Source organism: Ruegeria sp. CJ3 (genome assembly GCF_056536725.1).
This window is the reverse complement of the sequence record NZ_JBQFQE010000027.1, coordinates 1-1,040: the sequence shown is the minus strand read 5'-3', so window position 1 is coordinate 1,040 and position 1,040 is coordinate 1. Positions and strand designations below refer to the sequence as shown.

General features: G+C 59.0%; 1 protein-coding gene. It reads left to right on the top strand.

The genetic code is table 11. The features are described 5' to 3' along the window. The coding region (tuf, locus tag ACR0J1_RS19380) for an elongation factor Tu (RefSeq protein ID WP_480734405.1) at nt 1-1,040 on the top strand (1,040 nt) is incomplete at both ends.

Genomic DNA, 1,040 nt, shown 5'->3' with positions numbered 1-1,040 from the left:
GGCACGATTGGCCACGTTGACCATGGTAAAACGACGCTGACCGCAGCGATCACCAAGTATTTCGGTGACTTCAAAGCGTATGACCAGATTGACGGTGCGCCGGAAGAGAAAGCGCGCGGCATCACCATCTCGACCGCCCACGTGGAATACGAGACCGAGAACCGCCACTATGCGCATGTTGACTGCCCCGGCCACGCCGACTACGTCAAGAACATGATCACCGGTGCCGCTCAGATGGACGGCGCTGTTCTGGTTGTGAACGCAGCCGACGGCCCGATGCCGCAAACGCGCGAGCATATCCTGCTGGGCCGCCAGGTTGGCATCCCGAAGATGGTCGTGTTCATGAACAAAGTGGACCAGGTTGACGACGAAGAACTGCTGGAGCTGGTGGAAATGGAAATCCGCGAGCTGCTGTCTTCGTATGACTACCCCGGTGATGATGTTCCGATCATCGCAGGTTCGGCTCTGGCCGCGATGGAAGGCAACAACCCGGAAATCGGCGAAGAGAAGATCAAGGAACTGATGGCGGCCGTTGATGACTACATCGACACCCCTGAGCGTGAAGTTGACAAGCCGTTCCTGATGCCGGTCGAAGACGTGTTCTCGATCTCGGGTCGTGGTACCGTTGTTACGGGGCGTGTTGAGCGTGGCGTGATCAATGTTGGCGACGAGATCGAAATCGTCGGCATCCGTGACACCCAGAAAACCACCTGTACCGGTGTTGAAATGTTCCGCAAGCTGCTGGATCGCGGTGAAGCGGGCGACAACATCGGCGCCCTGCTGCGCGGTATCGACCGTGACGGCGTTGAGCGTGGCCAGGTTCTGTGTAAGCCGGGTTCGGTTACTCCGCACACCAAGTTCGAAGCCGAAGCCTACATCCTGACCAAGGAAGAAGGCGGTCGTCACACTCCGTTCTTCGCGAACTACCGCCCGCAGTTCTACTTCCGGACCACTGACGTGACCGGCACCGTGACTCTGGCGGCTGGCACCGAGATGGTCATGCCCGGCGACAACGTTGGCTTCACCGTCGAGCTGATCGC